The sequence below is a fragment of the Paenibacillus wulumuqiensis genome (assembly GCF_000971965.1).
Lineage (GTDB): Bacteria > Bacillota > Bacilli > Paenibacillales > Paenibacillaceae > Saccharibacillus > Saccharibacillus wulumuqiensis.
In genome coordinates, this window is sequence record NZ_LAQP01000016.1 from 94506 (window position 1) to 119814 (window position 25309).

Below are 25309 nucleotides of genomic sequence, written 5' to 3' on the forward strand. Positions count from 1 at the left end.
GGATTGGGACCATCATGGATCACGTAGACAAACAGATCATCGAAGAGCTGTCCCGCAACAGCCGGATCACCATGAAGCAGCTGGGCGAAAAAGTCCATCTCACCGGGCAGGCCGCTTCGTCAAGAGTAGCGCGGCTGGAGGATCAAGGCGTTATTGAAGGATACACGGTCAAGGTCAATCAGGAAAAGATCGGTTATGCGGTACATGCGTTTATCAGCATTTTCACCCAGAGTACGTATCATCAGCCGTATCTGTCTTTTCTGACAACGCAGGAAGCGTATGTGATCCATAATTATAAAATCAGCGGGGACAGCTGTTATCTGCTGGAGTGCCAGTTTCCGTCCAATGCGGTGCTGGATCAGTTTCTCGTGGATCTGAATCGGCATGTGAATTACAAGCTGTCGATTGTGATTAACAATTAAGCGGGGTTACTGGATGGAGGCAATCGTTATGACGGGATGGCAGCAGCCGCTGCGGCAAGGGATGGGTACAGCAAACAAGGATAGATGATGGCAGTGGATGGCCGTCGTCTATCCTTGTTTTTATTTATGCAGCACTGCTGGTAATAGGCACAATGGAAAATGGGAAATAGCGACCTACCACGAAGCAATGGCTCCGTCTGTGCGCATTTCGGTACCGCCTGTCAGGACGCCAGTCTGCTCATCGCGGAGGATGATCTGGCCGCGGCCAAAGGCACCGGCGCTGTTGGCACGGCGGATGTGGTGGCCCATGCGCATCAGGCTCTGGGCGAGGTGGTCCGGGAAGTTCGGCTCGACCTCGATGATCTTGTCCTCAATCCACTGCCATCTCGGTGCATCAAGTGCAGCCTGCGGATTCAGACCAAAGTCGATCATATTCATCACGACCTGCACATGTCCCTGCGGCTGCATGAATCCGCCCATCACGCCAAACGGTCCGATTGGTCGGCCGTCTCTGGTCAGGAAGCCGGGGATAATCGTATGATAGGTCTTCTTCCCCGGTTCCAGCCGGTTGTCATGGGATGGATCAAGGGAAAAGGAATGACCGCGGTTCTGCATGGCGATGCCTGTCCCCGGAATGACGATGCCCGAGCCAAAACCCATATAGTTGCTCTGAATATACGACACCATATTACCTTCGCTGTCCGCTGTTGCCAGATAGACCGTACCGCCTGCCTGCGGCTGTCCTGGTAAGGGCTGCAGCGCTTCTGCACCGATCAGTGCACGCCGCTCGGCAGCATAGGCTTCGGACAGCAGATGTTCGGCGCGGGTAGTCATTTTGTCTTCCTGTGTAATGTATTTGAGTCCATCGCTAAAGGCAAGCTTCATCGCTTCGAACTGCCGATGATGCGTCTCGACGGTATCACGGCCGGTGAATGTGTAGCCTTTGAGAATATTCAGTGCCATCAGCGCAACCAGTCCCTGACCGGCTGGCGGGATCTCCCATACGTCATAGCCGCGGTAGTTGACCGAAATCGGGTCCACCCACTCCGGGGCAAAGGCTGCCAGATCTTCCTTGCGCAGGAAGCCGCCGTATGCACGGGAATGCGCATCGATCTGCTCCGCCAATTCTCCACGGTAAAAGGATTCCGCGCCGGTCTCGGCGATACTGCGCAAAGTCGCCGCATGTCCGGGTGACCGCCACATTTCGCCGATCCGGGGTGCACGGCCATTCGGGGCAAAGGTGTCAAACCAGCCGCGGTATTCCTCTCCGGTCAGCATCTCCGAGAACCGCTTGTACGCCAGCTGCCAATAATAGCCAAGCGTCGGGGAGATCGGAAATCCCTGCTCCGCATAATCGATCGCCGGCTGCAGCACTTCGGTCAGCGCCAGCTTGCCAAATCGTTCTGACAGCGACTTCCAGGCAGCCGGTACACCCGGAACGGTGACCGGTGTCCAGCCGTAAGTCGGCATCTTCTCATACCTGGCAGCCTGTACCGCTTCCATGGAAATAGACGCTGGTGCCGGACCATTGGCATTCAATCCATGCAGCCGATCCTTGGTCCAGACGATCGCAAACGCATCTCCACCGATTCCGTTGGAAGTAGGCTCTACGACGGTAAGGCAGGCGGCGGTAGCAATCGCGGCATCAATGGCATTGCCGCCTTTGCGGAGAATATCGAGGCCAGCCTGGGCAGCCAGCGGCTGGGAAGTCGCGACCATTCCATTGCGTGCATAGACAGAATGCCGCTGAGAAGGGTACGGATGGGATAACGGGTCATAGGATATCATGGAATACCTCCAATTTGTTAGGATGACGGGTCGATGAGAAATGTACTCTGCTGCAGCCAAGAAATAGACGGCATCATTACCGGAATCTATAACGGTTCTGCACAGCCAGTAGCATATCCTCTTTTATGACGACATAACAAAAGGCCGTTACAGTAACGCTGTTCCTGGATAGGAGCGTTGTCGTAACGGCCTTTTCTTGTTATTGAATCGTATAATAAGCGGTAAAAGTTACTTTGGCGGTCAGAATCGGCTGATAGGGCTGCTCAAAGCTGAAGGAATCAATGGTCACCAACCGGGGCATCTGCTGCAGCTGGTTCATCCATTCATGGATCTGTGCATAACCGCCCTGAATCTCCGCATTCATCTGAATCTGTCCTGCCTGGGTTCCAATCGGAACGCCTTCACCGCTGCTGTTTGCTCCCGGCACAATGGACTGAAATTCGATATTCGTCAGTCGTGCCCGGCTTTTCTCTCCTACCTGTTCCAGAGCGGTCAGCAGCTGCTCGCTGGCAGCCTCAGCCGGCACAGCTGCCATAACGGCAGCATTATCTCCCTGATGGCTCTGCAGTTCTGCAATCCGTGTCTGCAGCAGCTGCCCTTCCTGCTGCAGCTCCGTAATATTCTGCTCGTACGTCTCCGTCTGTTCACCAAGTGGACGGACAGCCAGCATATAGACAGCCAGCAATATGATGAACAGCAGCGCCAGTCCCAGCATGATGGAGGAACGATATTTATTCAGTTGTTCCATTGGTCTCCTCCTTCTGCTCTGCAGCGGCACTGGCTGCTGCACTGCCTTTGAGAGTAATCGTGTAGGATGCCGAATACGACTGAAGACTGCCGCCAGATTTCACTCCAGCAGTGACAGCTGTATTGCGGACGACTTTATCCACAGTGACCTGATCGGTAAATGGCATCTCCTGCAGCTTCACCAGATAAGCGGATGCAGCAGCCATCGTAGGGGTGACCAGAGTCAGCTGAATGGTGTCACTTCGGGTATAACTGATCTTCTCTATGGCAGAAGGACGAGGCTTGGCCAAAGACAGCTGATCCAGTATATTCACTGCATCCAGCCGATAATTCATTACCGCATCCAGGACTGCCTGCGGCCCGGCTCCCCCTCCTCCGCCACTGAGCTTGTTCAGTTCCAGCTGCGCCAGTGTATTATTGTCGCGAAGCTGCTGAATCTGTACTTCCTGCTCGGCGATCGTTCCTTTATAACTGATCCAGCTAAAGAGGGCCAGCGCCATCAGCAGTACCCATACTGCCGCAGCACCGATGACCAGATAAGAGAACTTCTGCGTCTGCTGGGACTCGCGGCGTGGAAGCAGATTAATCGATTGGCGATCTTCACCGGCCAACGCTGCTCCGACAGCCATCCGGTAATCATTCATTTCCGCGTCCTGTTCGGCAGCATTTTCCTTTTGCCGGAAATCCACTTCCCGGATCTCCAGTTCTCCCATGGACTGCTGCAATTCATGCACCAGCAGGGCTCTTTCCTCATAGGAGCCGGTAACGACAATCTCTTCGATTCTCACTGATCCATCATGCAGACTATACTGGTAAAAGTTCAGCATTCTCGAAATTTCGGGAGTAATATCTGCGACTTCCTGTGCGGACAGATGAATACTGCTGCCAGCACTGCCGGAAGATTCATCCGGCATAGCAAAATTAATCGTTCTCATGAATACCGGATACCCATTGCGGAACATATAAATGTCCAGCAGTCCGGCGTTGAGCTGCAGCAGCATCGCATTGCCGAACTGTGCATCCTGTACCTGCACAACCGCTCTCGATAACGAGGTCGCCGAGAATTCAACGGCGGCGATTCGGATACCGGCTTCCTGCAATGGCGCGATATAGTCCTTGACCAGCTGGCTCGGTGCTGCGAATACGAGCAGCTGTGTCTGCTCCTCATCCGCCGATGTGATCATATAATCGTAGACCGGATTCTCAAATGGCAAATGCATGCCAGTCTCCACTTCCAGTTCGACCAGCTGGGCAATCTGTTTGACACTTGCATTCGGAACGCTCATCGTACGAATCAGAATCCGTGAAGGTGGGATGGACAATGTTACCGATTTGCCTTTCAGATTCTCACGGATCGCCCATTCCTGGAGAAGCTGCTGAAGGGCTCCTTCATCCTCAATCTGATTCTCCACGATAACGCCGGATGGCAGCGCCAGGTAGCGCTTTTGATCCATTTCCCATGATCTTTTCTTTTTTAATGAGACATAGCGGACCCCGGTTTGCTCAATCGAGAGACCTGCATGTGATGAATGACGTTGAAGCTTCTTCAATTGTATCCTCCTACCCCATGAGCGAGAGATACCCGCTTATAATATATGAACCGTATCCATAGGCAATCAGTGTACCTGCTGCCAGAAAAGGACCAAATGGAATCGGCTGCCCACGTCCATTGCGTCCGGCTATCCGCAAAATCATGCCATACAGCAGACCCAGCAGACAGGCAGCGAACAGTGCCAGCAGCACATTCGGAAACCCGATCACCCAGCCAAACAATGCGAATAATTTGACATCCCCCATTCCCATACCGCCTCTGCTGAGAATAACGATCAGCAGCAGAATGCCTCCGCCGGCAAACGCTCCGCCCAGATGGCTCCACAGTGAACCAGCAGGCGTCAGGATGACCAATACGGTCAGAATCGGCAGAAAGAACAGCAGTACTTTGTTGGGAATCTTCATATAATGTATATCGGCTACCGTGATGATAACCGACAGACTGACCAGTACCAATCCGATCGGCAGCTGACCACTAATGCCGGTCTGCAGATAGACCCAGACAAATAGCAGCCCGGTTGCCGCTTCGCCGAGCGGATACAGCGATGATACCGATACACCGCAGTGGCGACAGCGTCCGCGGCTGAACAGGTAGCTCAGGACCGGGATCATATCCCTAGCGCCCAGCCGGGTTCCGCAGCGCGAACAGCGGGATGGCGGATGTACGACGGATTCGCCTGCCGGTACGCGCAGGGCGACTACATTATAAAAAGAGCCTAGTGCCAGTCCGAGGAGCAACAGGTAAATTGCAATGATTGCAGTCATGGTGGGTGTGTTCACTTTCTGATGGATTTTGTGTTCTATTTAAAGAGGAACCGGAGTCGTTGTCCGGTTCCCTGGTTTACTTGCTCGTTATAGCTTGTTCGCTGCGTTTATAGCTTGTCCGCTGCAGCTTGTCCGCTGCGAAAAGAGATTCTGCCATTCCCTCCGGTTAAGAAGGAAGATACGGAATGACCGTTTGCAGCAGTGTATCTTCCTTCTTAAATGTCGGTCATTGGCAGAATTCTCTTTTCTCCGCTTCGTGCACTTATTATCTTAATCATCCCGAAATTCTCAACCATTACTGGACAACTATATTATTTGTATAAGTTCAAAAACTTGGTTGTTGTAAATGTTACTTTTTCTTCACTGCGCTAAGAACCTCGGTTGCTGTAAATGTAATTTCAGCAGCATCGCCGCCCTTGAGAACAACTTCTTTCAAACTACCATCAGTATTGAATTCTACCTTAGTAGATGTCTCGTTGAGTGCTAATTTAGTACTCGGCAGATAAAGATCACTGTCAATATATCCATTTTTTCCAGTACTAGGTTTAAGATCTTTCAGCGTTATTGTACTAGCGGTTTTAAAATCTCCATTCTTCTCGCCTATAACGTACATACGTGCTGCGTTATAAATTTGAGAAGCTGTATTCAGATCTGCATTATCTCTAGACTTACTAAGGATATTACCGATCAAAGGAACAGCAATAACCGCGATAATTGCCAGGATAACGATAACAGCCAACAGCTCGATCAGGGTGAATCCTTTTTCTTCTTTGCCCATCTTTTTCATTACTTTGCTTAACATTGTTCTTTTCCCCTTTTGCTTAATTATTGATATCAAAGCAGGTCCATTCGCGGATACGTACTTCACCGCGTTTAACCTACTGAATCATACAGTGTGAACATTGGCAGCATGATGGCTGCCACAATAATGCCGACGACAGCTGCTAGGAAAGCGATCAGCAGCGGTTCGAGCAGCGACTTGAGTCGGTCGACGGTGTTTTCTACATCCATTTCGTAGAAATCCGCCACTTTGCCGAGCATCTGGTCAAGCGATCCGGTCTCTTCGCCGATAGCGATCATCTGGGTGACCATCGGCGGGAAGACCCAGGATTTCTTGAGCGGATCGGATAATGCATTCCCCCGGCGCAGCGATTCGCTCGCCTGATTGAGATACCGCTCAATTACCTTGTTGCCAGCAACTTCCGTTACGATCGACAGTGCCTGCAGCACCGGGACCGAACTGGCATACAGCGATGACAGTGTACGTGCAAACTGGGCAATGGAGCCTTTTTGATTGAGTCTTCCGAACACCGGAATCTTCAGCTTGGCATAGTCGATCCAGTAGGCACCGCGCTCAGAGCGCTTGAGTATAACAAAAGCTGCAATGATAATGACCAGCCCGAGTACCCAGAAATACCACTGCTGCTGGATACTTTTGCTCAGTGCCAGAATGACGACGGTGATCGTCGGCAGCTTGGCATCCATCGATTCGAACATATCGACAAACTGTGGAATGATCGCCACCAGCAGATAGACGGTGACGGCAATAGCCAGAATACCGACGGTAATCGGATAGGTCAGCGCAGACTTGATCTTCTCGCGGGTAACATGCCGCTTCTCAAAGTAAACGGCGAGCCGCTCCAGCGTACCCTCCAGATCACCGGACTCCTCACCCGCACGAATCATGCTGATGAACAATCTCGGGAAGATTTTGGGTGATTCCTGCACCGCCTGCGACAGGGCGACCCCTCGCATCAGCTTGGAATGAACCTCGTGAAGCGTTTTGCGAAGCACTTTGCTCTCGGTCTGTTCGGCCAGGATGCGTGTCGCATCCAGAATCGTCACTCCTGCACGGATTAACGTGGCGAACTGCCGGCAGTACACGATGAAGTCGATCGTCTTGACCGGATTGCCGATGTAGATCTCGGTCGTCATGAGTGTCTTGCGCTGTTCATTCAGCGAGAACACGGTAAGGCCACGCCGGCGCAGTTCGTCCATGGCGGTTGTTTTATCCGCTGCGGTCAATGTGCCTTTGAGCTGTTTGCCGTTAATGGTGCGTACCTGATATTCAAATTGCGGCATCAGACACTCACCTCGGGCAGATACAATTTACCGATAGCAGGGTTAATCTGCCCCTGCTGCATCAGTTCACGAATACTCATTTCGAGCGTATGCATCCCGGATGAACGTCCGGTCTGCATCATACTGCGAATCTGATGCGTCTTCTCCGTACGGATCAGATTGGCGATAGCTGTCGTATTGATCAGAATCTCGGTTGCACATACCCGGCTGCGTCCGGATAGAGTTGGCAGCAGCCGTTGGGAAATGACTGCACTGAGTACAGCCGCCAGCTGAATCCGGATCTGTCCCTGCTGATGCGCAGGGAAAACGTCAATAATACGGTCGATCGTCTGCGGAGCATCTGTCGTATGGAGAGTCGCGAACACCAGATGGCCGGTCTCTGCCGCAGTCACTGCAGCGGAGATCGTCTCCAGATCGCGCATCTCCCCGACGAGCAGTACATCCGGGTCCTGCCGAAGCGCTGCCCGAATCCCGCTGGCAAAGCTGGCCGTATCACTGCCGACTTCGCGCTGGTTAATCAGCGACTTGCCATGGGTATGCACATACTCAATCGGATCTTCCAGCGTTACGATATGCCGGGACTGGTGGCGATTGATATGTCCAATCATCGCTGCCAGTGTGGATGACTTGCCACTTCCGGTTGGACCCGTTACGAGGACCAGCCCCTGCGGCTTCTCGGTCAGCGTCTTGAGCAGAGGCGGCAGCCCCAGCTGCTCCACCGTCGGAATCTGACTCGTGATGAGGCGGATCGCAATACTGACAGACCCTTTTTGCCGGTATATATTGATCCGGTAACGGGCCGTATTGCCCAGAGAATATGAGAAATCGAATTCTCCTTTTGCCCGGAAATGATTTTGCTGTTCTTCAGTAAGCAGCATCTCGGCTGCTGCCAGGGTATCTTCCGCGGTCAGCAGTTCTTCGGACTGTGCGGTCAATTGGCCATGTATCCGCATGATGGGCACAGAGCCAACCGAAAGATGGAGATCCGATGCCCCCAGCTGCTGCATGCTGTCGAGTAATTCGTGGATATTATGAGTGGTTGAGGCCATTCGTGCATCTTCCCTCCTTTACGCTGAATCTAAGCCTGTTAATAAGAGACGGTCTCACGCATGACTTCCTGAATCGTTGTAATGCCTTCTTCTACTTTGTGCAGGCCATCTTCTACAAGCGTAATCATCTGCTGTTCCTGCGCTGCTTCCCGTATTTCTTCCACAGAGGCATTGTCCGTAATACTCTGGCGTATCCGCTTATCCACCTTGAGTACTTCATGAATCGCTACCCGTCCGCGGTAACCGGTATGATTGCAGTTGCCACAGCCGCGGCCTTTGTACAGCTGCTCGGTCTGTATACCGTGACTGTGCAGCAGAATTCGTTCCTGCTCTGACGGCGTATAGGCAATTCTGCAGTCCGGGCAGATGCGGCGTACCAGCCGCTGGGCGACCACACCGATCAGGGACGAAGCGATCAGATATGGCTCCACTCCCATGTCACGCAGACGCATTACCGTACTTACCGCATCATTCGTATGCAGCGTTGACAGTACCAGGTGACCGGTCAGGGAAGCACGCACGGCGATCTCGGCAGTCTCATTATCCCGGATCTCTCCGACCATGATAATGTTGGGGTCCTGACGCAGAATCGAGCGCAGTCCCGAGGCAAAGGTCAGCCCGATCGCCGGATTCACCTGTACCTGATTGATCCCTTCCAGCTGATATTCCACCGGATCTTCCACCGTAATCGTATTGGTGCTCTCCACATTCAGTACATTCAGTGCCGAGTAGAGCGTAGTCGTCTTGCCGCTTCCCGTCGGGCCGGTAATGAGCAGAATGCCATAGGGATTATCGATCATTTCCTTGAAAAGCCTGGAGTTATATTCGTTAAAGCCCAGCTGTTCGAGCGGCTTGACGCCGGTGCTGATATCCAGCAGACGCATTACAATCTTCTCGCCGTGCATGGTAGGCAGCGTCGATACACGAATATCGACCATTTTCAGATCGAATTGCATCTTGATTCTGCCATCCTGGGGAAGACGCCGTTCGGCAATATTCAGCCGGGACATAATTTTCAGACGAGCCGTGATAAAGCCCTGCATCTGCTTCGGTACATGACGTTCGGTCTGCAGCAGACCATCGATCCGGTAGCGGATCGCGACATCATTTTCACTCGGATCAATATGAATGTCCGAGGCTCTCAGATGAACCGCCTGCTGGATCATCTGGTTGACCAGCCGCACAACCGGGGAGGATTCATCCGTAATCTCGGTTTCCTCAATCTCTTCGGTCGTCGGCAGCTCTCCCATCATCTGGCTCATCGAATCACGCAGGCCGTAGTAATGAGCAATAGCCCGCTGCAATTCATCCCGGCTGGAGATGGCCGGCTCAATACGGAAGCCCGTACTCATACGCAGATCTTCAATCGCAAAATAATCCAGCGGATCTGCCATCGCTACCATAAGCTTGCTGCCATCCTTCATAAATGGGAGCACCTGATAACGCTTGGCCATACTCTCCGGGATAATCTGGGTGACAGCCGCATCAATCTGGTATTTGAACAAATTGACATGTGGAATCCCCAGCTGGAACTCCAGCACTTCGATCAGCTGCTGCTCTGTAATATATCCCTGTGCCAGCAGTACATCACCGAGCTTGCGTTTGGATTTGCGCTGTTCCTCCAGCGCCTGATTGAGCTGCTCTTCGGTAATAAGTCCATTTTCAAAAAGAAGATCGCCCAGCTTTTTCTTCATTATCTTCATCTGTTGTCTCAACTCCATCAGGCATAGTCAGAGGCTGCATGTTGCACAGTATTCACTTGGGACCTTCAGCCGCTTACCATTGTGTCCGCACTTCTCCCAGATAAGCTTTTGTATTTTCAGCTCCGGATATCGAATTTGTTCACTCAACATCTAAAGAACCACTTTTTTATAATATTGATAAAATAGTCCTATTATTTAAGTCCTATTTATTCTAATATTATAAATAATATTTAGCAACCGATATATTAAGTAAATTACCTATTTACTTTTATCGGACTTTAGACTCAATAATTTAGCTGAAATTTAAAAAAATTGGAGGTTTTTGTCTTTGAGGTCCAAAAGTGCAATAATATTCCTTTCCATCATCCTGTTGAGCTTGCTTGCGATCCCGCTTGTACAAATGATCGCCGGGGCATCTACCCGTTATCAGATTCACATTCTGGAGATTAATGATAATGGCAAGTTCCCGCTGCAGGAGAAGCTTCAGAACAGCTCCAACTTCACCGTCACCACCATGCGCATGAAGCAGTTTGTAGCGATGCGTGAAGAGCTGGATGGCAAATATGATGCTATCTATATCGGCGGCGGTACGTACAATACGACTGGTGTACAGGGTCAGGATCATAATACGACCGGCATCATGAACGATATTACCGAGCTCAAAGCCAGGGATATTATCGATAACTACATCGAGAAAGGACTGCCGGTCATCCTGAATAAGGCACTGCTCAATCAGCCGGCTACCAGCAAGAATGCCCATCTGTTATATGATTATTTCTCTCCCTATCAGGATACGACGGCGCGTCCTTTTAATGTATTCTTCATCGCTGATGAGGAATTGGCGCCGCTGGCCGTCCAGATGGAAGATACCAATTCCAGTCTTTATAAAATAATGACCCAGCGCCCGCAGCTCAGTGTCAGTAATAAGCCGGCAGACTATGAGACTGCTGCAGGCCAATCCGTTGTCTACAGGCAAGGCCAGGAACTAAGGTTTGATTTTAATGTCGGCAATGTATCGGGGTTGGCGGAGGGTAATGTGGAGGCCAATCTGTACCTCGGAATTGATAAGGTTCTGAAAATGGGCAGCGACCAGCTGGTAGCAACCGAGCAGCTCAATAGCACCCAGGGAACACTGAGCTACAAACTGCCCAAGGCCTATTCGGGATTACTCTACTGGAAACTGGAGATCGTCAACCGTCAATCAGGCACCGCGCTCAAAAATTATACGACGGGTGTAATCCGGTATCAGGATGAGAAGACCGTTGTCCGCGTACTTCAGGTGCTGCCATCGGACGGCAAGTCCAGCGGTAACAGCAGTCTGCTGAACAGTGCCAATATGAAGCCATCCTATCTGGCAGGAACAGATTACCAGCTGGATATTACCGTCAAGACGTTTGAAGAGTTCAATTCAACTGTGTATCGGAATCTGAACGGAACCTATGACATGATCGTGCTGGGGTTCCGCGACCAATATAATCAATTTGCTCCGCTCAATGACGCATCGGCGGCAGCTATACGCAAGTTTATCGCTTCCGGACAGGGAGTGATGTTTACCCATGATACGGTGTTTGACAAAAATAACGCCGCTTCGCAAATATGGCTCAAGTATTTCCAGACCGACTCCGGCCAGATTGCGCCAAAGACAAATATCGGTCTCAATGCACCCAACAAATCCAGAACCACGGCTGTAGTGAATAAAGGCCTGCTGACAGAGTATCCGTTTGATCTCAGTCAGCCTCCGTCCAACAGCAATGGCTATATAGGACAGATCAATCAGACGCATGACCAATATTTCACCCTGGATCTGGAAGATCCTGAAGTGGTGTCCTGGTATAACATTACCGGCAGCAATCGGGATGTACAGGACAGCTGGAATCACTACTATACGTACTCCAAAGGCAATGTTACGTATTCCGGTACCGGTCATACCAATACCGGATTCCCGGAATGGGAGCAAAAACTATTCGTCAATACGATGTACCGCGCCTTTATCGGCTCCAATCATGCACCGGAGATTACCGTCACCGCACCTGCGGACGGCAGCACCAAGCCTTCGTACCTGAAGAACTTTGTACTCAGCTATACTGCCAATGACTGGGATCTCAAAGACCGTAATCTGACAGCCAGCGTGAAATTCAAGCATAACGGCAAAGTGCTGACCGACCTGTCCATTCCGGAAAAGACCGTCTTGTCCGGTCAGGCTATCAACGAAACATTCGAGAATCCGCTGCCGGAAGGCGGTACACTGCAGATTGAGATTACGGTCAAAGACAAGCAGGGCGCGCTGGCGACCAAAACGGTCAACTTTACGATCGAGCGAGCCGAAGCCAATCTGCTGACCAATCGTGAGATTATCTCCGGTGTACAAAACGGAGAAGCCGAACAGAATACACCGCTGACCATCGAATACTCGGTTACACCGAAGCCGGTCAGCTACCAGTCTGTGAATCCGGAGGAACAGGCATCCAGCAAACTGGTCATCTCCAATATTCAATACAAGGAGCAGCTGCCTCCTCAGCTGGAGATTACAGGCACTCTCCCGGAAGGCATGACCAAAGAAGGCACGGCAGCCACAGGATATGTGCTCACCATGCCGCTGCCTGATATTCAATACAGACTATCCGGCCAAAGCGGCGTACAGTCCTATGTTCCCGTAATGCCGGAAGACCAGCCTGCGGTGAAGTTCCGACTTACCCTGACACCTGTCGGCAAAGGAGCCTACAATCTCGTGAATGCCCAGCTGAATTATGCGGATATCCACAGCGCTACCCGTAATATTGCAGCGCTCGGCAATCTAAAAGATTACAGCGTGCTGATCCTTGGCGATATCACAATGGATCGTTCGGGCTTCTCGACAGCAGGAAGAGTAGCCGGTGCAGGCAATGTCAATCTGCCCGGCGGCTTCAGTATCGGTACAGAGCTGGGCGATAATGCCAAAGGCACACCGGTCCTTATCGCTGGCAAGAACCTGACCGTCAGCAGCGGTTCTGTCTACAAAGGCAAAGCCGTCTATGGAGATACGATCAGCAAGCCGGAGTATACGGACTATACGGCCGTACAGGGAACACCGATTGACTTTGACGCCATGGGTACCAAGCTGCGCAGCATGTCCAACGATCTCGCAGCCCTTCCCGCCAAAGGCTCGGTGACCAAATCTTACTCTACGCTGACGCTAACCGGTACAGACCCCGAACTCAATATATTCCAGGTCGCCGATTCCCAGCTGGGAGATGGCACCAATTCGATAGTCATTGATGCGCCAGCCAGTTCCCATGTACTGGTCAATGTCAGCGGCTCACATGTCAAAATAAGCGGCGGGTTAACCGTTAACGGCCCGACCTACCAGCATATCCTGTATAACTTTAATCAGGCCTCCAGCCTGCAGCTGAACAATATCGGAGTACTCGGTTCCGTGCTGGCACCCAATGCGGCATTGAACTTTGGAGGAAGTATCAAAGGCTCCCTGATCGGAGCCTCCATGACAGGGACCGGCTATGGATCGTCGTCCATTCCGTTCTACGATGTTGATGTGGAAGGCCTTGCACCGGCACCAGATGAGAAAGACAGAGTGACTATTGTTTTCCCGGATATTATTTTCAACTCGGTTGTCAAAGTAAAAACACTGTATCTGGAAGATATATCGATGCTGGTCGGCGATCAGAAAACGCTTATTCCGACCGTCTCCCCTGTAGACGCCAATAACAAAGTGTTAAACTGGTCCTCTGCCAATCCCAAGATGGTCACAGTCACTCCGAGCGGAGAAAATGGAACCATTCAGGCACTTGCACCGGGCAAGACATTCATCGAAATCCGTTCAACCGACGGCAGCAATATTACGTACAGAGCTGCTGTGACCGTTATACAGCCGGGGTTGTCCATTCAGGGGCCTGCCGCTATCGGCGTTGCACAGGTCGGTACGCTTCAGGCTATCCTGAATCCATCCGATGAAAAAGCCCGTGTCACCTGGTCTGTCAAAGACAGCAGCAGTGGTACATCTGCCAAACCTGTCCTTACCGTCAACACGGCCAATCCATGGCAGGCATCCATCACCGGCCAGCAGCCGGGCAAATATACGGTGGTTGCCACCGTAACGACTGCCAACGGACGCACGTATACGGCAGAGCACACATTATGGATTTTTAATATCCGCATCGATGGTCCATCCGCCATGAATGACGGCGAAAAGATTACACTAACCGCTGTCACCGATCCTGCCGGCGTTACCCCGGCTCCGGCATTCACCTGGTCTCTCGGCCCGGCGAGTACCGACAGTTCGAATAATGCGGGCAGTCCAGGAAGTTCCGGCGGTGCGGACAGCGCAGCCCATCCAGGCAGTGCTGAGCTGAGTTCGAGTACCGGCTCCAGCGTTACACTGACCGGCAAGGAACCGGGCAAAGTCAACGTTATTGTATCTTCCGGAGGGATGCAGGCGGCTATCGAGGTTATCATCCACCCGGTACTGCGTGAACTTATTCTGCAGGGACCGATACGGATGAATGTCGGAAATACCGTTGATCTGATGGATAACAGCATCTCCGGATTTGATTATCGTCCGCGAAGTGTGGATATCTCTACCCTGCTGGATCATCTGGCCTGGAGCATGCCTGCCGATCAGACAAGTATTCGATTCGAACACTCCGGCTCTACCGGGCAGGAACCGATCATCAGGGGCGGCAGCGTAATCCAGGCGATCCGTCCGGGTTATACAACCGTCACCCTCTCCTACACCGGCAAACCGGATGTAAAGCCTGTTACGATTGGCATTATCGTGCTGTCCGGCACGACGAATCCGGACAACCCTACAGATAATAATGATCCGAATATCAATGGAGACCGATACTGATCGGCTTCAGCGATCATCATGGACTGCTGCAGTTACAGCAGTCCTGATCATTACAAACCACGTCAAAAGCATAAATACCAAAAAGAGCAGAAGCGCTAATCCGTATCACCGGATGAGTACTCCTGCTCTTTTTGACGTTCTGTATTCTGTATTCTGTATTCTGTATCAAATAAATTATGCTATCCTGATCCAAGGGTCCACTCTTGTTATGAACTGCTGTCCTCTTTCTTGTTCGAATCGGATTCGTTCTTGATCAATTCCAGCTTGCCTACTCGAATATTGACCTGCTTGACCCTTGGCAGTCCCGAAGGCTGCTGTTTGGTGAAGATTTTATCGTCATATTTTACTTGGAAGCGGCTGTCCTGATGATTGCTGGACAGGTTAAACTGAATCGACGATCCGCCTGCCGATGCTGTTCCGGCTACTGCATTGACCGTCAGATTACCGCGGGCAAAAAATCCACCCTCCAGTGAAAAGATCGAGCCTACTCCATACAACCAGGCTGAAGATTCGGTATAAAAGAAACCTCTAATCTTTTTCATACTGGAATCATTGCCAATCATCGTGTTATTAAAAGCATCAAACCGGTTTAATAAAATGCCGCCTTTGGACATCAGTACCAGTTCCTTGTCGTCCAGATCACGAATTGTTGCATCCTGCAGGATGGTGGTATAGACCGCTGATGAAGACGGCTGATTGCCGGTACCTGTCGAATCGCCTGAAGCTGCAGCAGTGGCAGCAGGACTCATCACATAGATGGTCGCATCCATATCGGCTTTGCCCTTAACAATCATTTTGCCGGTGACGATAATATTGGCTCTAATCTGTACAGGCGTATCCAGCGTATTGTTAATGATAAGATCGCCATGTACGATGAGCCACTTTTTGAATTCTTTATTTACGGAATTCTCCGCAGAGTCCTTCGGATTTTTATCCGGGTAGTTAATCTGCTCGAAGGTCACTCCATCCAGCTCCAGGTTACCGTCAAACAGCATGGAATCCTGCATATTTTTGAATGTATCATCCAGTTCGGTCATCTGCTTCTCATATAACCGGCTGCGGGTCTCAAAATCCTGCAATTCCGCTTCTGTGGCATCCTTGGCAGGATTGGCAGGTGGCACAGGTCTGACAGCCACCCGGATCATGCCGGGTTGCCCCGTCGGATCAGCTGCCGATTGCTGTTTCGCCTTTTCTGCGATGGTACCGACCAGACCGGCAAAGCTATGATTTTCCTCTTCGTACCACTGCTGTACATCTGTTCTGGAAGTGCCATTCAGCGCTTCCGTCACCTTATCCAGCGTAGTCTCTTCCAGATTGATCTGAACGAACTTTTTATTGTTTTTGATCATGACATTTTCCAGCGGGATACCCAGCGCTTCATTCAGCGTGTTCGCGGTGCTGCGGGTATCGGCGTTGACGGGTATGCCTTCTTTGAGAATGGAATCGATCGACTGTACATACGCTTCTCCATCCGGGAACAGATACGGATAAATGGTCGCCTGCTTGAGCTCTCCGCTGCCGTTATACCGATATTCCGCATTGCGGCTCAGCTTCAGCAGTTTGCCGGAATAGATATTGCCGGTAATCGCTGGAGCACCATTCAGGGTCAGATTACTCTCCGAACCGAGTGCATAATTCAGAAATTCAGGGAAAGTATCTATCGTTACCTGCTGCTGCAGTGTACGGGTGACACCGTTCACCTGTGCTTGAGCAGTTAATGTAATATGGTACAGGGTTGGAGATTCTGTCGATCCCATCAGATCCTTATCCACATATTGAATATTCGTTAGGCGGGCTGACGCTGAACCTGTCTGATTCAGCTCCGTATGCACGGTACTCTTCTTCTGATTGATCTGTGCCTGCAGGTCATCCCGAATTCCCTTTAGCACACCATTTAATTTCACAGGGTCGATATCCTGATGGCGATCCAGCTCCTGGCTAATATAGGCTATCGCTTCATCCAGCGACTTTTGGGCCAGATGCAGGCTCTGCACATCATTCTCGCGCAACTCGGTACGCTGGGCCCCGCCGATTGTCGCACTGAGCACAGCGACTCCCAGTACGGTGAGCAGCAGCACGATGAACATCACCATGACGAGTGCCGATCCCTGCTCCTGCCGCCAGAAAGGCCTTTTATCCAGCGGTTGATCGTGTTCGTTACGGAACATTATGCTTCCTTCTTTCTAGAATCCGAATTTGCTTTCCAGCGATGTCTGTGCCGTATCTCCACCCATGATCGAATGGGATAGATTTAGATTGATTTTGATAATGCCGCTCTCGTATACGCTTTTTCCCTCTCTGTTATCAATCTCGATGATGGAGCCTTCCTCCAGGCGGGATTGTGCTTCCACCCATTGGGGCTGATTGGCATCTATACCCGGCGATTGCGCCGTATTCACTACGGCCGATGACTCCGGTGTGCTGGCTGGCTGTGACAGCTGTGCCGTATTGCCGCCCGATACCGGAGCCGCTGCCTCGCTGTCTGTACACGAAGGTATGTTGAGCTGCAGCGGAATGCCTTCAACTTTTGCCCCCAGATAGAGTTTCCCACCGCAAATGTAGATGTCTTTGCTCTCCGGCTTGTCACCATTCTTCTCCAGCCGGATACCTGCAGGCTGACCGCTGTTATCAGTCAGCTGTCTGACACGATCCGGGGTAAAAGTATACAGCTGCGTAATAATCGAGGACATCATGATATCCCCTTCCTCCCGCAGCCGGTTCTCTGTATTGATCTGACTGTAACTGCGCATCCCAAAAGTAGCGACTGCATATACAGCTGTCATGATCATTGTCAACAGCAGCAAAGTCGGCAGCATCTCGATCAGTGTGAATCCTTGCTGGCTGCGCAGCCGCTTAACGAATCTTCTCATCCGTAATATATCCCTCCACTACTGTATCTTCCTGACGGCTCTCGATATCGGGCCCCTTTACTTTTACCTGGATCGGCATGAGATAGGGAGAAGCCTCTTTCGATGAGCCGGTATTTTGGCTTTGAAGCTGGGAGTTGATGGACACTTTATAGGTTATGCCATTGATCACCGGATTCAATATAAAAGAAAGCGCAGCGGTGTCGTCTGTCAGCAGGGCGTATTTACTGCAGCTGTCCGCCGTTTTGCACCCTTCTGCCTGTATCGCTTTATTGTCTTCCAGATAGGCTTTCCATTTGTCAAAATCCTGCTTCTCCGCATAGACCAGCGCACTGCGGGCCAGGTTCACCATGACGGTCTTGTTCTCATTACTTTTGGAAAAAGAGAGCGAATTACTGAAGTAAGCCATCAGGCCCAGGGAGACAATCGACAGAATTACGATTGCAGCCATCACTTCGATCAGTGTGAATCCTTGCTCCTCCTTGAAAGCTTTACGCATAATGGACTCCTTTGGTTGAATATGTCGACTGAGACTCATGTTCAAAAAACTTAGCTATTTAATTATTCGGCGTTTATGACCATATTATTTAGGTCTATAGTCGCAAAAGTTAGCAAGTAACCCTGTTATTCAGCCGAAGACATTATTGGATAACAAAAAAGCCTGCTCCTTGTAGGAACAGGCCGTGAATATCATCTTCAATATGATCAGCTTACTGTATGGGTATGATTTTAGCTTGGACTGGCAGCGCAGACTTATCTATATCTATATCTGTATCTGTATCTGTATCTGTATCTGGACAGCGTAGGCTGCCATGCTGCGTTATGCCAGTGTACCGTTCAGCTTGCTCTGACGGGATTCGGCAATAATGCGGCTGACCTGGGACAGAATGCTGTCCATGGACGCCGGATCATTCACATCGTACTCGTCAATATTCAAGCGCAGCACCGGACAAGCATTGAACTCGCTGATCCAGGATACATACCGTTCATGCATCTGCTCCCAATAGGATACATCCGTCTCGATCTCCATCTGACGTCCGCGCAGCTGGATACGGGCCAGAATGGACGGCAGGCTGCCTTCCAGATAGATCAGCACATCCGGATGCGGGAAATACGGAGTCATCACCATCGCCTCGAACAGGCTGGTGTACGTCTCATAATCGGTTGCGGACATGGTACCTTTGTCGGCATGCATTTTGGCGAAAATGCCGGTATCCTCATAGATCGAGCGATCCTGTACATAACCGCCGCCGGCTTCGAAAATATGCTTTTGCTCCTTGAAGCGTTCAGCCAGGAAATAGATCTGCAGATGGAAGCTCCAGCGTTCGAAGTCATGATAGAACTTCTCCAGATAAGGGTTATGATCGACCTTCTCGAGGGAAGTCTTGAAGTTCAGGCGTTCAGCCAGCACTGCGGTCAGCGTGGATTTGCCGACACCTACCGTTCCGGCAATGGTAATCAGTGCATTATCAGGTATGTTGTATTCGTTCATGTATAAGCTCCTTTAATTGAGAGGCAATATGATCAAATTGCTCCCGGTTTTCCACGAAATCAATGCTGTCTCCGTCAATGGTAATAATCTTCGTGTCCGGCTCGCGCACGGCGATCGAAGCCATCGCTTCATCATAATCCGCCATCAGCTGCTCCAGATATGCCGTATCCATCGCTTCCTCGAAAACGCGGCCACGCTTCTCAATCCGGGCCAGCAGGGTATCCAGGCTTGCACGAATATAGATGATAATATCGGGCTTGGGCAGATCATCGGTCAGCACATGGTAGATCTGGCGGTATTTGTCCCGCTTGACCCCTTTGAGCGTACGCTCGGCAAAGATCATGTTCTTGTAAATATGATAATCCGAGATAACCGGCTGATTGCGAGAAATGTACTGCACACCGGTGTCTTCGAGCTGCTTGTACCGATTGCAGAGAAAGAACATTTCCAGCTGGAAACTCCACTCATCGATATTGTCATAAAACTTGCCGAGAAATGGATTTTCCTCAACGATTTCCTTGATAATGGGGAGATTCAACTCTTCTGCCAGCATGGAAGAAAGGGTAGTCTTGCCAGCGCCGATCGGGCCTTCCACGGCGATAAACGGGGGTTGTATCATGGGTATGAATGTCCTTCCTGTATCACATGTTCGTTAATAGACTTTATGTATTGTATCACGAAATGTTTTTGTGACGATATGTATTTATCTAAAATAATAGCAGGAAGTCTGCTCTCTGATCAGACTTCCTGCTATATATTAACAAAATAGGTGATCCAGCTCTAGATAGTATACGAATAACAAGGGAAGAGTTATACTATAAGCCTATGCAGCAGCTGCAACTGCTGTCATGGCGTACGACTCTTTGATTCAGACTTCTACATTAATGACATGGATATTCATTAATTGGATGAATCGCTTCATATCAATCGGTTTGGTAATATAGCCTTCAAAGCCCGCCTCCATCCCTCTGCGAATATCGCTGTCCATGGCGCAGGCAGTTACTGCCCAGACCGGAGTAAGGCGGGTCTTTTCATGGGTTTGCAGGTAATTCAGACTCTCATATCCACTCATATCCGGCAGCAAAATATCCACCAGAATCAGAAACGGTCTTCGTCTGATCGCCAGTTCAATCCCCTGTTGTGCTGTAGAAGCCTCTACTAATTTTAAGCCCGGAAATTTTTTCTTGAAAATATGGCGCATGGTTAGTGTACTCAGCTGATCATCTTCAATATATAAAATTTCTTTCAGAGCTGAATTCAATTAGTTCATCCTCTCTCTATTCCATCTAATAAAATAAAAGGCCGAAGAGAAGGAACCTTATTGCTCCCGTTCTCTTCGGCCTATCTCAGCGCATCAAATGTCTGGTATATTACCGTATCTATTCAATTTGATATCGCACTATTCCAATCTCTTATTATCATTATTCAAAAACATAAACAATAAGGCTGTGATCCTGATCAAATCGCCAATCGACGTACAGATCAGCGACTTTTTTGTCCAGTACGGTCTCCAGCTGGACTTCCTGCACGAGCATCCGCTTTTCCAGCCGGCGTTTGGCTGTTTTGAGCAGATTGCCCTGTCCCAGATCGATTAGTTCTTTCTCAATCAGTATGAGTATACCCTGTCGAAAGATGACTAATGTTTTGGGATTGACCCACCAGGAAGTTATCATTTCCGGCGGTTTTTGAATATACTGGGTAAGCTCGGTGATCTGCGCATGAACCGATTCCCAACCGTCGTATTCCACGGTTTCTTTCCAATTTTCATCGAGCAGACCGACAATAATCCCGGAAGCATTATGCATGCCCCAGTCGTAATACATGTCCGTTACTTTCGTCTCCAGATTCTCTTCCAGAAATGCGCTCAACTCCGGCAGCATTGACTTCATAATCAGCTCGCGCGTATAACGGAACGCTTCTTCCTCTTCCTGATTCAGCAGGAAGTTCTCTACCGGACTGATAAATTCCCGCAGATGAAAAATAATGCATCGGTCATTCAGAGAAATATGCACCGATTGCGGTCCTTTACCAAATCGTTCACGCAGCAGCTTGGTCGTAAAGCTGGTGGCCTGACTGACGAACTGTCTATATTTCAATGCGTATACCCCCTTTAGGAAAATAAGAAAAAGATAACTCATTATCCACCGGGGTTACGGCGTTGGAATATTCAATTCCGAGATCTGAGTGATCCACGCTAAGTATACCTTAACTAATTGGTGATATCGATCTTTTTCCAGTAAACAGGTAAAACGGACCATAAAATGCATAAAATTTAATGTTTTGTCATCCAAGAGAACTGTATCCCTCTACACGAAGAGCTAGTTATGAAATGTATAAATAATAATGCTATGATCATGATCAAAGCTCCAGTCGACATACAGATCGGCCAGCTTTTTCTTGAAAATCTGCTCTACCTGTACATGGCTCTCCAGCAGAGACTTTTCCAATTTTCCTTTGGTCATACGCAGCATGTTCTCATAACCGAGACCGATAAATTCCTTTTCCAGCAGGATGGTCAGGCCCTGGCGAAAAACGAATAATGTTTTGGGATTAATCCACCAGGAATCGATCCAGGCCGGCGGCTTCTGCAGCTCGCTGGTCGCCCGGATAATCTGCTGATGCAGCAGTTCCTTGCCTTCATAATCGGGTGTTAGTTCCAGATCACTCTGCAGCAATCCGATGACGACTCCGGAAGCATTATACAGTCCCCAGTCGTAATGCATATCAGTCACTTCCAGCTGCAGCTTGTCATGAAGGAAGCTTCGCAGCTCGGGCAGCAGTGACTTCATAATTAATTCACGGGTATGGCGAAAAGCCTGCTCTTCTTCCTGGCTAAGCAGGAACTTCTCTACCGGACTGAGGAAGTTTTTCAGATGCAAAACAATACACCGGTCGCACAGATAAATGGAGACTGACTCCGGACCTTTGCCGAATCGGTTCCTTAGTAATTTGGTAGTATAACTGGTGGCTTGGGTGATTATATTTTTGTGGTTCAATGACTATTACACACTCCCAGCTAAATTGGTAGGATACATCCGTTATTCAGTTGGGATATATCTGCATGACTAGATTGCTATATCCATCCGTATCCGTTGTATGAATGTTTTCAGATCAATCGGTTTGGTAATATAACGGTTGAATCCGGCCTGTATTCCTTTGGCTATTTCCTCGTTAAAGGCACAGGCGCTGATCGCCCAGATGGGGATAGCTGCTGTATCCGGGCAGGATTTCAGAATAGAGAGGATATCATAATTGTTCGCCACCGGAAATTGAATATCGACCATAATTAATGCAAGCTTATGAGTGTGGGCAATCTCTATCCCTTTGAATGTATCGTCTGTCTCCAGCAGAGTTAAATCGGACAGTTTTTTGCGGAACAATAATTGCAGCAGAGCCAGGTTAATCCGATCACTACCAATATAGAGAACGGCGCTCTTATCCTGTATCACTCTTAATCATCCTTTCAAAAAAATAGACCGAAGAAAGAGTTCTCTACAATGAACTCAATCCCCGGCCTAATTTCAGCGCATGCATTATGTCTGAATTATTACCGAATCCCTATTTTATTTTTCAAATGGAATTATTCTGCAAACGTATATACAAACATGCTATGATCTGTATCAAAATTCCAGTCAATATAAATATCTTCCAGATCTTTGTGAAGTATAGGGTCCAAATCGGCATACTCCAACAAAATTTTCTTTTCCAGACTACGCTTAGCGGATCTCAACTCATTTTCATATCCCAGATCCAACAGTTCTTTTTCCAGCAGTACGGTTATACCCTTTCGAAAGATGACCAGCGTTCTGGGGTTGACCCACCAGGAGTCGATAAAAGCAGCTTTTTTCTGGACCAGTGTGGTAGCATCCAGAATGTATTCATGCAGCTGTTGCTTACCTGAGTAATCCGGCGCTTCACCATAATTGGAATCAAACAACCCGCCAATGATCCCGGACGCGTTATGCATCCCCCAATCATAATATAACTCATTCACGTCCAGATTTAAATGATCCCGAAAAAATTGTTTTAATTCCGGCAGCAGGGACTTCATAATTAATTCCCGTGTATACAGGAAAGCACGCTCTTCCTTTTGATCCAGCAGAAACTCTTCCACCGGACTCATAAAGTTTTTGAGATGAATAATGATACAGTATTCTGACAAATATATATATACCGATTGAGGCCCTTTTCCAAAGCGACTCCGCAGCAGCTTAGAAATATAACTGGTTCCGCGGCTAATCATTTCTTTCTTATCCAATGGAAATGCTCCTGACCAGAATGAAAACAAGGATATACCCGTTCCCTAATAAGGACACGTCTCCTATATATCCGATAAAATATCGGAAATGAGTATTCAATACGAGTATACGCCTATTTATCAGGTAAATATACGTTATCCACGAGAAAAAGAAAGAAACTTTAAAAAAGCCTCATCTTATATAACCTTCCACATCTAATTATAAACCATCCTATCAATCGGCGAATATATGAAGTAACCGAACTGTATCGTAAGGATTCCCTGCTTGGCATTGTCCATTTTGTATGGACATTTCACCCTTACTGCGGCTTATTGTATCCGTATTTTACCTACTGTTTCTCTATATTCATTAAGATAATACAAATAACTCAATTATTCAATTCGCGAATTACATCTTCCTTTTCTTGGATTGAATTCATTATATTTTACTGTCAGGCCAGTGAAGTCAGACCGAACGAATATGGCCTTAGATCCCATTTATAATCCGCAAACTAATTCATAAAAAAGCTGTCACCCGGCAGTATGGAGAGTGGGTCACCCTGATGGGCGATTCTGCTCTGCTGCCGGAGGACAGCTTTTATTTACAGGTTAACTCTGCTGAGGAATGGATACTTCCGCCAGACAGGCCTTGATTTTCTCTACCGCTTCATCCACATTCTGCGCCTGAATGATAATGCGCTGGGCATTTTTCATTTTATCGGCAGAGTACTGATATTTGGGATCATAATAATATTCCAGCAGCAGCGCAATCGCCTGCTCATACTGATCGGCATGCAGTGCTTCTTCGATCTGTACGCCGATTGGCTGGTGAATATGCGCCTTGATGCGCTCGAAGGCGGACAGGCATTCTTCCTTGTGCTCCGCCGGGCGATAATCTTCCATAATATGACGCACACGCTCCGTCATCGGCAGTTCTACCCACAGATGGGTACCCTGTTCCTTTTTGTCCAGCAAAAAGGCAGGGACTTCGACTTTGCCGATACGCCGGCTCTCGGCTTCGAACAGAATATAGGGAGCCTTTCCGATCTCGTTCAGCCGCTCAATCAGCAGGGAATCAAAAGCTTTCTGATTGTTCACCTGCAGACCAATACCGCCAAATACAGATCCACGATGACCGGCCATGGCTTCCAGATCAATGACCGGATAACCCTGCTGCTGCAGCTTTTCCAGCATAAGTGTCTTGCCGTTGCCGGTATGCCCGTTCAGTACAAATGCCGGTGTGTTCAGCTGCAGCTGACCCAGTTCCTCCACGATCCACTGCCGATAGGCACGTACACCGCCGGACAGCCGGTACGTCTGTACACCCATCAATGACAGGACAGTCGCTGTTGTCTTGCTGCGCATGCCGCCGCGCCAGCAAAAGACTGCCTTTGGACCTTCAATCTGCTGGAAACTGGCGATAAAATCAGGCAGTTTGGCTGAAGCGATCTCCAGACCGCGCTTCTTGGCCTGTTCGGTACCGACCTGCTTGTAGATCGTACCAACTTCTGCACGTTCCTCATCATCAAATAAAGGAATATTCAGGCTGCCCGGAATGGTAGCATTCCGGTATTCCGACGGCGAACGCACATCGATCGTCGTAATCTCGCCGCTGGCCCGTTTCTTCAGCAGTTCTTCTATGGTGATATCCTGAAACAAAACCATCCGCTCCTTAAGTTATGAAATCACACCCGCCAAAGGAGTGCCCGCCTCACGTATGAAGCGTACATTCCTTGAGCAGGATGTGCATTTTGAATTCAAAT

21 protein-coding genes are annotated in these 25309 nt (G+C 49.5%); 2 read left to right on the forward strand and 19 right to left on the reverse strand.

All coding sequences use genetic code 11. The annotated features are described in order from the left end of the window. The first annotated feature begins 11 nt into the window (after nucleotides 1-11). Complete coding sequence (locus WH45_RS18800) at nucleotides 12-422, forward strand: Lrp/AsnC family transcriptional regulator (protein ID WP_046216061.1); 411 nt, start codon at nucleotides 12-14, stop codon at nucleotides 420-422. 174 nt (nucleotides 423-596) lie between these two features. Here the strand turns inward: WH45_RS18800 and WH45_RS18805 are convergent, their stop codons facing one another. The 8 genes from WH45_RS18805 to WH45_RS18840 all read right to left on the reverse strand — a co-directional run bounded on the left by WH45_RS18805 (nucleotide 597) and on the right by WH45_RS18840 (nucleotide 10107). Then, nucleotides 597-2210, reverse strand: a complete 1614-nt coding sequence (locus WH45_RS18805; RefSeq protein ID WP_046215958.1) for a gamma-glutamyltransferase family protein — start codon at nucleotides 2208-2210, stop codon at nucleotides 597-599. 199 nt (nucleotides 2211-2409) lie between these two features. Then, entirely contained in the window at nucleotides 2410-2958 is a 549-nt protein-coding gene (pilO, locus tag WH45_RS18810; protein ID WP_046215959.1) for a type 4a pilus biogenesis protein PilO, read from the reverse strand. Continuing rightward, the gene (pilM, locus tag WH45_RS18815) at nucleotides 2942-4507 is read right to left on the reverse strand and encodes a pilus assembly protein PilM (RefSeq protein ID WP_046215960.1); all 1566 of its coding nucleotides are present in this window, start codon (nucleotides 4505-4507) and stop codon (nucleotides 2942-2944) included. Before pilM ends, pilO begins: the two co-directional genes overlap by 17 nt. Nucleotides 4508-4517: 10 nt before the next feature. Then, nucleotides 4518-5273 (reverse strand): prepilin peptidase, encoded by a 756-nt coding sequence (locus WH45_RS18820; protein ID WP_046215961.1) that lies wholly within the window; start codon nucleotides 5271-5273, stop codon nucleotides 4518-4520. A 349-nt stretch (nucleotides 5274-5622) separates the two neighbouring features. Further along, a complete protein-coding gene (locus WH45_RS22975) occupies nucleotides 5623-6075 on the reverse strand; it encodes a prepilin-type N-terminal cleavage/methylation domain-containing protein (protein WP_052723856.1) in 453 nt (150 codons plus the stop codon). 71 nt (nucleotides 6076-6146) lie between these two features. Continuing rightward, nucleotides 6147-7355, reverse strand: a complete 1209-nt coding sequence (locus WH45_RS18830) for a type II secretion system F family protein (protein ID WP_046215962.1) — start codon at nucleotides 7353-7355, stop codon at nucleotides 6147-6149. Continuing rightward, entirely contained in the window at nucleotides 7355-8404 is a 1050-nt protein-coding gene (locus WH45_RS18835) for a type IV pilus twitching motility protein PilT (protein WP_046215963.1), read from the reverse strand. Before WH45_RS18835 ends, WH45_RS18830 begins: the two co-directional genes overlap by 1 nt. Nucleotides 8405-8442: 38 nt before the next feature. Further along, nucleotides 8443-10107, reverse strand: a complete 1665-nt coding sequence (locus tag WH45_RS18840) for a GspE/PulE family protein (RefSeq protein ID WP_046215964.1) — start codon at nucleotides 10105-10107, stop codon at nucleotides 8443-8445. A gap of 328 nt (nucleotides 10108-10435) precedes the next feature. On the opposite strand from WH45_RS18840, the gene WH45_RS22980 reads away from it, so the two are divergent. After that, nucleotides 10436-14950, forward strand: coding sequence for a DUF5057 domain-containing protein (locus tag WH45_RS22980; protein WP_052723857.1), 4515 nt, complete (start codon nucleotides 10436-10438; stop codon nucleotides 14948-14950). A gap of 206 nt (nucleotides 14951-15156) precedes the next feature. Here WH45_RS22980 and WH45_RS18850 read toward each other — a convergent pair whose 3' ends face one another. From WH45_RS18850 to mnmH, 11 genes are all read right to left on the reverse strand, one after another. After that, entirely contained in the window at nucleotides 15157-17118 is a 1962-nt protein-coding gene (locus WH45_RS18850) for a hypothetical protein (protein WP_046215965.1), read from the reverse strand. Between the two features lie 15 nt (nucleotides 17119-17133). After that, complete coding sequence (locus tag WH45_RS18855; RefSeq protein WP_046215966.1) at nucleotides 17134-17820, reverse strand: prepilin-type N-terminal cleavage/methylation domain-containing protein; 687 nt, start codon at nucleotides 17818-17820, stop codon at nucleotides 17134-17136. Further along, entirely contained in the window at nucleotides 17804-18316 is a 513-nt protein-coding gene (locus WH45_RS18860; RefSeq protein WP_046215967.1) for a type IV pilus modification PilV family protein, read from the reverse strand. The genes WH45_RS18855 and WH45_RS18860 overlap by 17 nt, the downstream gene beginning before the upstream one ends. Before the next feature lie 321 nt (nucleotides 18317-18637). Then, a complete protein-coding gene (locus WH45_RS18865) occupies nucleotides 18638-19309 on the reverse strand; it encodes a deoxynucleoside kinase (RefSeq protein WP_046215968.1) in 672 nt (223 codons plus the stop codon). Next, nucleotides 19287-19928, reverse strand: a complete 642-nt coding sequence (locus tag WH45_RS18870; RefSeq protein ID WP_046215969.1) for a deoxynucleoside kinase — start codon at nucleotides 19926-19928, stop codon at nucleotides 19287-19289. The genes WH45_RS18865 and WH45_RS18870 overlap by 23 nt, the downstream gene beginning before the upstream one ends. Before the next feature lie 249 nt (nucleotides 19929-20177). Further along, nucleotides 20178-20570, reverse strand: coding sequence for a response regulator (locus WH45_RS18875; RefSeq protein WP_046215970.1), 393 nt, complete (start codon nucleotides 20568-20570; stop codon nucleotides 20178-20180). Nucleotides 20571-20730: 160 nt separating this feature from the next. After that, nucleotides 20731-21405: a Na-translocating system protein MpsC family protein gene (locus WH45_RS18880; protein ID WP_046215971.1), complete on the reverse strand. Its 675-nt coding sequence runs from the start codon at nucleotides 21403-21405 to the stop codon at nucleotides 20731-20733. A 222-nt stretch (nucleotides 21406-21627) separates the two neighbouring features. After that, a complete protein-coding gene (locus WH45_RS18885) occupies nucleotides 21628-22305 on the reverse strand; it encodes a Na-translocating system protein MpsC family protein (protein ID WP_046215972.1) in 678 nt (225 codons plus the stop codon). A gap of 69 nt (nucleotides 22306-22374) precedes the next feature. Continuing rightward, nucleotides 22375-22758 carry a response regulator gene (locus tag WH45_RS18890; protein ID WP_046215973.1) on the reverse strand — a complete coding sequence of 128 codons (384 nt, stop codon included), beginning with the start codon at nucleotides 22756-22758 and terminating at the stop codon, nucleotides 22375-22377. A 131-nt stretch (nucleotides 22759-22889) separates the two neighbouring features. After that, nucleotides 22890-23567 carry a Na-translocating system protein MpsC family protein gene (locus WH45_RS18895; protein ID WP_046215974.1) on the reverse strand — a complete coding sequence of 226 codons (678 nt, stop codon included), beginning with the start codon at nucleotides 23565-23567 and terminating at the stop codon, nucleotides 22890-22892. A 588-nt stretch (nucleotides 23568-24155) separates the two neighbouring features. Then, complete coding sequence (gene mnmH / locus WH45_RS18900; protein WP_046215975.1) at nucleotides 24156-25205, reverse strand: tRNA 2-selenouridine(34) synthase MnmH; 1050 nt, start codon at nucleotides 25203-25205, stop codon at nucleotides 24156-24158. Nucleotides 25206-25309: the final 104 nt, after the last annotated feature.

Bases quoted from the DNA above. Each gene is read 5' to 3' on its own strand.
- WH45_RS18805 (WP_046215958.1), bottom strand. From the start codon at position 2,210: ATGATATCCTATGACCCGTTATCCCATCCGTACCCTTCTCAGCGGCAT.
- pilO (WP_046215959.1), bottom strand. From the start codon at position 2,958: ATGGAACAACTGAATAAATATCGTTCCTCCATCATGCTGGGACTGGCG.
- WH45_RS18820 (WP_046215961.1), bottom strand. From the start codon at position 5,273: ATGACTGCAATCATTGCAATTTACCTGTTGCTCCTCGGACTGGCACTA.
- WH45_RS22975 (WP_052723856.1), bottom strand. From the start codon at position 6,075: ATGTTAAGCAAAGTAATGAAAAAGATGGGCAAAGAAGAAAAAGGATTC.
- WH45_RS18830 (WP_046215962.1), bottom strand. From the start codon at position 7,355: ATGCCGCAATTTGAATATCAGGTACGCACCATTAACGGCAAACAGCTC.
- WH45_RS18835 (WP_046215963.1), bottom strand. From the start codon at position 8,404: ATGGCCTCAACCACTCATAATATCCACGAATTACTCGACAGCATGCAG.
- WH45_RS18840 (WP_046215964.1), bottom strand. From the start codon at position 10,107: ATGAAGATAATGAAGAAAAAGCTGGGCGATCTTCTTTTTGAAAATGGA.
- WH45_RS18850 (WP_046215965.1), bottom strand. From the start codon at position 17,118: ATGTTCCGTAACGAACACGATCAACCGCTGGATAAAAGGCCTTTCTGG.
- WH45_RS18855 (WP_046215966.1), bottom strand. From the start codon at position 17,820: ATGAGAAGATTCGTTAAGCGGCTGCGCAGCCAGCAAGGATTCACACTG.
- WH45_RS18860 (WP_046215967.1), bottom strand. From the start codon at position 18,316: ATGCGTAAAGCTTTCAAGGAGGAGCAAGGATTCACACTGATCGAAGTG.
- WH45_RS18865 (WP_046215968.1), bottom strand. From the start codon at position 19,309: ATGAACGAATACAACATACCTGATAATGCACTGATTACCATTGCCGGA.
- WH45_RS18870 (WP_046215969.1), bottom strand. From the start codon at position 19,928: ATGATACAACCCCCGTTTATCGCCGTGGAAGGCCCGATCGGCGCTGGC.